The sequence below is a fragment of the Pseudomonas sp. RIT778 genome (assembly GCF_019718735.1).
Lineage (GTDB): Bacteria > Pseudomonadota > Gammaproteobacteria > Pseudomonadales > Pseudomonadaceae > Aquipseudomonas > Aquipseudomonas aphyarum.
Genome location: NZ_JAIHBA010000068.1, coordinates 1 through 5,966, shown reverse-complemented (window position 1 = coordinate 5,966; position 5,966 = coordinate 1). Strand labels below are relative to the sequence as shown.

The 5,966-nt window shown below is 61.5% G+C and carries 5 protein-coding genes; 4 read left to right on the top strand and 1 reads right to left on the bottom strand.

The window, feature by feature from the left end:
- The 3 genes from K5E37_RS29165 to pdxJ all read left to right on the top strand — a co-directional run.
- Positions 1 to 288, top strand: a 288-nt coding sequence (locus tag K5E37_RS29165; protein ID WP_221535817.1) for a KH domain-containing protein, incomplete at its 5' end; no start/stop codon positions are given.
- Positions 289 to 456: 168 nt separating this feature from the next.
- On the top strand, positions 457 to 1,146 hold the full coding sequence (recO, locus tag K5E37_RS29160) for a DNA repair protein RecO (protein ID WP_221535816.1): 690 nt from the start codon (positions 457 to 459) through the stop codon (positions 1,144 to 1,146).
- Between the two features lie 46 nt (positions 1,147 to 1,192).
- Positions 1,193 to 1,936 carry a pyridoxine 5'-phosphate synthase gene (pdxJ, locus tag K5E37_RS29155; protein WP_064382428.1) on the top strand — a complete coding sequence of 248 codons (744 nt, stop codon included), beginning with the start codon at positions 1,193 to 1,195 and terminating at the stop codon, positions 1,934 to 1,936.
- 53 nt (positions 1,937 to 1,989) lie between these two features.
- Here pdxJ and mltF read toward each other — a convergent pair whose 3' ends face one another.
- Positions 1,990 to 3,450: a membrane-bound lytic murein transglycosylase MltF gene (gene mltF, locus K5E37_RS29150; RefSeq protein WP_011332593.1), complete on the bottom strand. Its 1,461-nt coding sequence runs from the start codon at positions 3,448 to 3,450 to the stop codon at positions 1,990 to 1,992.
- Between the two features lie 285 nt (positions 3,451 to 3,735).
- Here mltF and purL point away from each other — a divergent pair.
- On the top strand, positions 3,736 to 5,966 hold a 2,231-nt coding region (gene purL / locus K5E37_RS29145), incomplete at its 3' end, for a phosphoribosylformylglycinamidine synthase (RefSeq protein WP_221535815.1).

Genomic DNA, 5,966 nt, shown 5'->3' with positions numbered 1-5,966 from the left:
CAGCTCGGCGCCGAGCTGCCGTACCAGATCACCGTGGAAATCGAAGAGTTCAAGCAGCAGGGTGCGACGCTGCACATCCATGCGCTGATCCTCGTCGAACGTGACGGCCAGAAGAAAATCATCATTGGCGACAAGGGCGAGCGCATCAAGCGCATTGGCACCGAGGCGCGCAAGGACATGGAGCTGCTGTTCGACTCCAAGATCATGCTCAACCTGTGGGTCAAGGTGAAGGGCGGCTGGTCCGACGACGAGCGCGCGCTGCGTTCGCTGGGTTACGGCGACCTGTAACATCGGTTTTCTGCTACACCAGAGAACCCCCTGTGGGAGCGGGCTTGCTCGCGAATGCGCCGGATCAGTCGACATATACTTTGACTGACTCACCGCTTTCGCGAGCAAGCCCGCTCCCACAGTAGTTTTGGGGTGTGTGTAAAACTGCGTTTCGTCATCGAGAACTCAATGTCGCAAAGCCCACCTCCCGCCCAACCCGCCTACGTCCTGCACTCCCGCGCCTACCGCGAAACCAGCGCATTGGTGGATTTCCTCACGCCGCAAGGTCGACTGCGGGCGGTGTTGCGCAGTGCGCGGGGCAAGGCCGGGACGTTGGCGCGGCCATTCGTGCCGCTGGAAGTGGAGTTTCGCGGCAAGGGTGAGTTGAAGAATGTCGGGCGCATGGAAAGCGTCGGCAACGCAACCTGGATGGTCGGCGAGGCACTGTTCAGCGGCCTGTATCTCAATGAATTGCTGATTCGCCTGTTGCCCGCCGAAGATCCGCATCCTGCGGTGTTTGATCATTACGCCGCGACCTTGCTCGCATTGGCCGAAGGCCGGCCGCTGGAACCGTTGCTGCGTTCTTTCGAATGGCGGCTGCTCGACGACCTCGGTTACGGCTTCTCCCTGAACACCGACATCAATGACGAGCTTATCGCTGCGGACGGTCTCTACCGCTTGCAGGTGGATGCCGGACTCGAGCGGGTCTATCTGCTGCAGCCCGGTCTGTTCAACGGCACCGAACTATTGGCCATGGCCGAAGCCGACTGGTCGGCCCCCGGCGCTCTGTCCGCCGCCAAGCGCCTGATGCGTCAGGCACTTGCAGTCCATCTTGGCGGCCGTCCTCTCGTGAGTCGCGAACTGTTTCGCAAACCGTAGCCCCGTGTATGCTGTGCGCCGAATCTTTCCATTCAGGAGCGCATCCGTGACCACCAGCAATCGCATTCTTCTCGGCGTGAACATCGACCACGTCGCCACCCTGCGTCAGGCCCGTGGCACGCGCTATCCGGATCCGGTCAAAGCTGCGCTGGACGCGGAAGAGGCGGGCGCCGACGGCATCACCGTGCATCTGCGCGAAGACCGCCGGCACATTCAGGAGCGCGACGTGCTGTTGCTCAAGGATGTGCTGCAAACCCGCATGAACTTCGAAATGGGCGTCACCGAAGAAATGATGGCGTTCGCCGAGCGCATTCGTCCGGCGCACATCTGCCTGGTGCCGGAAACCCGTCAGGAGCTGACCACCGAAGGCGGTCTGGATGTGGCGGGGCAGGAAGAGCGGATCAGGGCGGCGGTCGAGCGTCTGTCGAAGATCGGCAGCGAGGTATCGCTGTTCATCGACGCCGACGAGCGGCAGATCGCTGCGTCGAAGCGCGTCGGCGCACCGGCCATCGAACTGCACACCGGGCGTTACGCCGATGCCGAAACGCCGACCGAAGTGGCGGAAGAGCTCAAGCGTGTGGCGGACGGCGTGGCCTTCGGTCTGGCCCAAGGCCTGATCGTGAATGCCGGCCATGGCCTGCACTATCACAACGTCGAGGCTGTGGCCGCGATCAAGGGCATCAACGAGCTGAACATCGGTCACGCGCTGGTGGCGCATGCGTTGTTCGTTGGCTTCAAGTCGGCGGTGTCGGAGATGAAGGCGTTGATTCTGGCGGCTGCCAAACACTAAGTTTCAACATCCTGTGGGAGCAAGTTTGCTCCCACAGTTGTTTTGGGGATGGGTTAAAGCGGGGCGGGCTCTTGAGCCGGTTTCGACTTGTCGATCCCCGGCACATGCAGATTGCCCTCTGCCACTTGATCGCCTTCAAGCTGCGGCTGGGTCACCCACGTCAGGATGTCGTAGTAGCGACGGATGTTCGCCACGAAATGCACCGGTTCGCCGCCGCGGGCGTAGCCATAACGGGTCTTGCTGTACCACTGTTTCTGCGACAGGCGCGGCAGGATCTTTTTCACATCCAGCCACTTGTCCGGGTTCAACCCTTCCTTGGCCGCCAGTTTGCGCGCGTCATCCAGATGACCGCTGCCGACGTTGTAGGCCGCCAGGGCAAACCAGGTGCGATCCGGTTCCTGGATCGACTCGTCGAGCTGATCCTTCATGTAGGCCAGGTACTTGGCGCCGCCCATGATGCTCTGCTTCGGATCGAGACGGTTGGAAACGCCCATGGCCTGAGCGGTGTTCTGGGTCAGCATCATCAGCCCGCGCACGCCGGTCTTCGAGGTGACCGCCGGTTGCCACAGCGATTCCTGATAACCGATCGCCGCCAGCAGGCGCCAGTCGACTTTCTCTTTCTTGGCGTAGGCCTTGAAGTGCTGTTCGTATTTGGGCAGCCGCTGCTGCAAATGCTGGGCGAAGGTGGTGGCGCCCATGTAGCCGAGGACGTCGACGTGGCCGTAATAACGGTCCTTCAGACGTTGCAGGGTGCCGTTCTTCTGCACCTTGTCCAGATAGCTGTTGATCTCGTTGAGCAGGCTGTTGTCTTCGCCAGCGGCCACGGCCCAGCTCTGGCTGCGCGCGTCACCGAGGTCGAAGGCCACGCGGATGTTGGTGAAGTACACCTGGTTCATCGCCACTTCGTTGGAATCGACCAGGGTCAGGTCGATCTGACCTTCATCGACCATGCGCAGCAGGTCGACCACTTCAACGGCGTCGGACTCTTCGTATTGAATGCCAGGATATTTCTGTTTCAGCTCCGCCAGTTGTTCGGCGTGGGTGCTGCCCTTGAGCACCATGATCTTCTTGCCCACCAGATCGCCGGCGTCGGTAGGACGAGATTGGCCGTTGCGATAGATGATCTGCGGGGTGACTTCGAGGTAGGAGCGGGAGAAGCGCACCTGTTTCTTGCGCTGTTCGCTGCTGACCAGACCGGCGGCCGCCAGTACCGGGCCGTTCGGCTTGCCGACCTGGTTGAACAGATCGTCGAGGTTGTCGGCGGTTTCGATCTTCAGCTCGACCCCCAAATCGTCGGCGAAGCGCTTCACCAGCTCGTATTCGAAGCCGGTTTCACCGCTGCGATCCTGAAAGTAGGTGGCGGGGCTGTTTCGGGTGACCACCCGCAGCACGCCATCCTCCTTTACGCGCTCGAGTGTGTTGGGTTTATCAACACAGCCACTGAGCATCAGGAAGAGTCCGGTAGCGATCAGCCATTTGGCGTACCGCGGACGCAAAGCCGTTGGGGAAAACATGTGCGCAGTATACGCAAAGGACAACGGGCGCCATATCTCGACAGTTGCGGGGTTGTCTGCTAGGGATCACAAAACCGCTCGAAACCCCGCAGGAATGGGCCCGAAAGGCATTTTGTGACAGAAAAAATAACCCGCGTTCCGACACCCCGTAAATTTGACCCTCAAGGCAGGAACACCACTCGACATCCGGGTGCAACCGTGCGTAGCGTTTCGGGTGATGTTGAGGGCGGTTTAGGCTAGAATGCACGGCCTCAAAGCACACCCCTTCCCGAGGCTGTCCCGAAGATGTTGATCCTGCGCGGCGCTCCTGCCCTTTCTGCCTTTCGCCACAGCAAACTCCTTGAGCAACTGAGCCAGAAGGTTCCGGCTGTCAGTGGCTTGTATGCTGAATTCGCTCACTTCGCCGAAGTCACCGGCGTCCTGACCGGCGACGAACAGCAGGTGCTTGCGCGCCTTCTGAAGTACGGTCCAAGCGTTCCGGTTCAAGAGCCGACCGGTCGTCTGTTCCTGGTGTTGCCGCGTTTCGGCACCATCTCGCCATGGTCGAGCAAGGCCAGCGACATCGCCCGCAACTGCGGCCTGAGCAAGATCCAGCGCCTGGAGCGCGGCATCGCGTTCTACGTCGCCGGCCAGTTCAGCGAAACCGAAGCGCAGCACATTGCAGACGTACTGCATGACCGCATGACTCAGATCGTTCTGGCCAACCTCGAGCAGGCCGCCGGTCTGTTCAGCCACGCCGAACCGAAGCCGCTGACCGCCATCGAAATCCTCGGCGGCGGTCGCGCCGCACTGGAAAAAGCCAACGTCGAACTGGGCCTGGCCCTGGCCGAAGACGAGATCGACTATCTGGTCAACGCCTTCAACGGTCTCAAGCGCAACCCGCACGACATCGAACTGATGATGTTCGCCCAGGCCAACTCCGAGCACTGCCGCCACAAGATCTTCAACGCCAGTTGGGATATTGACGGCGAGAGCCAGGAAAAAAGCCTGTTCGGCATGATCAAGAACACCTATCAGATGCACAGCGAAGGCGTGCTGTCCGCTTACAAGGACAACGCTTCGGTGATCGTCGGCAACGTCGCCGGCCGCTTCTTCCCGGATCCGGAAACCCGCCAGTACGGCGCGGTGCAGGAGCCGGTGCACATCCTGATGAAGGTCGAAACCCACAACCACCCGACCGCGATCGCTCCGTTCCCGGGCGCGTCCACCGGCTCCGGCGGCGAGATCCGCGACGAAGGTGCAACCGGTCGTGGTGCCAAACCGAAGGCCGGCCTGACCGGTTTCACCGTATCGAACCTGCAGATCCCGGGCTTCGAACAGCCGTGGGAAGTGCCGTACGGCAAGCCCGAGCGCATCGTCAACGCGCTGGACATCATGATCGAAGGCCCGCTGGGCGGCGCTGCGTTCAACAACGAATTTGGCCGTCCGGCCCTGACCGGCTACTTCCGTACCTTCGAACAATCGATCACCACCCCGCACGGTGACGAAGTTCGCGGTTACCACAAGCCGATCATGCTGGCTGGCGGCATGGGCAACATCCGTGAAGAGCACGTCAAGAAAGGCGAGATTCTGGTCGGCTCCAAGCTGATCGTCCTCGGCGGCCCGGCGATGTTGATCGGTCTGGGCGGTGGCGCTGCTTCCTCCATGGCCACCGGCACCAGCTCGGCGGATCTGGACTTCGCTTCCGTTCAGCGTGAAAACCCTGAAATGGAGCGTCGCTGCCAGGAAGTCATCGACCGTTGCTGGCAGCTGGGCGACAAGAACCCGATCAGCTTCATCCACGACGTGGGCGCGGGCGGTCTGTCCAACGCCTTCCCGGAACTGGTCAACGACGGCGACCGCGGTGGCCGTTTCGAACTGCGCAACATTCCAAACGACGAGCCGGGCATGGCCCCGCACGAAATCTGGTCCAACGAATCCCAGGAACGTTACGTTCTGGCGGTCGGCCCGGCCGATTTCGAGCGCTTCAAGGCGATCTGCGAACGTGAGCGTTGCCCGTTTGCCGTTGTCGGTGAAGCTACCGCCGAGCCGCAACTGACCGTGACCGACAGCCACTTCGGCAACAACCCGGTGGACATGCCACTGGAAGTGTTGCTGGGCAAGGCCCCGCGCATGCACCGTTCGGTGGTTCGCGAAGCCGAGCTGGGTGATGACTTCGATCCGTCGAACCTCGACATCGGCGAAAGCATCGAACGCGTCCTGCACCACCCGGCCGTGGCAAGCAAAAGCTTCCTGATCACCATCGGCGACCGCACCATCACCGGCCTTGTGGCCCGTGACCAGATGGTCGGCCCATGGCAGGTTCCGGTGGCCGACGTTGCCGTCACCGCCACCAGTTTCGACGTCTACACCGGTGAAGCGATGGCGATGGGCGAGCGCACTCCGCTGGCGCTGCTGGACGCTCCGGCGTCGGGCCGCATGGCCATCGGCGAAACCCTGACCAACATTGCCGCTTCGCGCATCAACAAGCTCTCCGACATCAAACTGTCGGCGAACTGGATGTCCGCTGCCGGCCA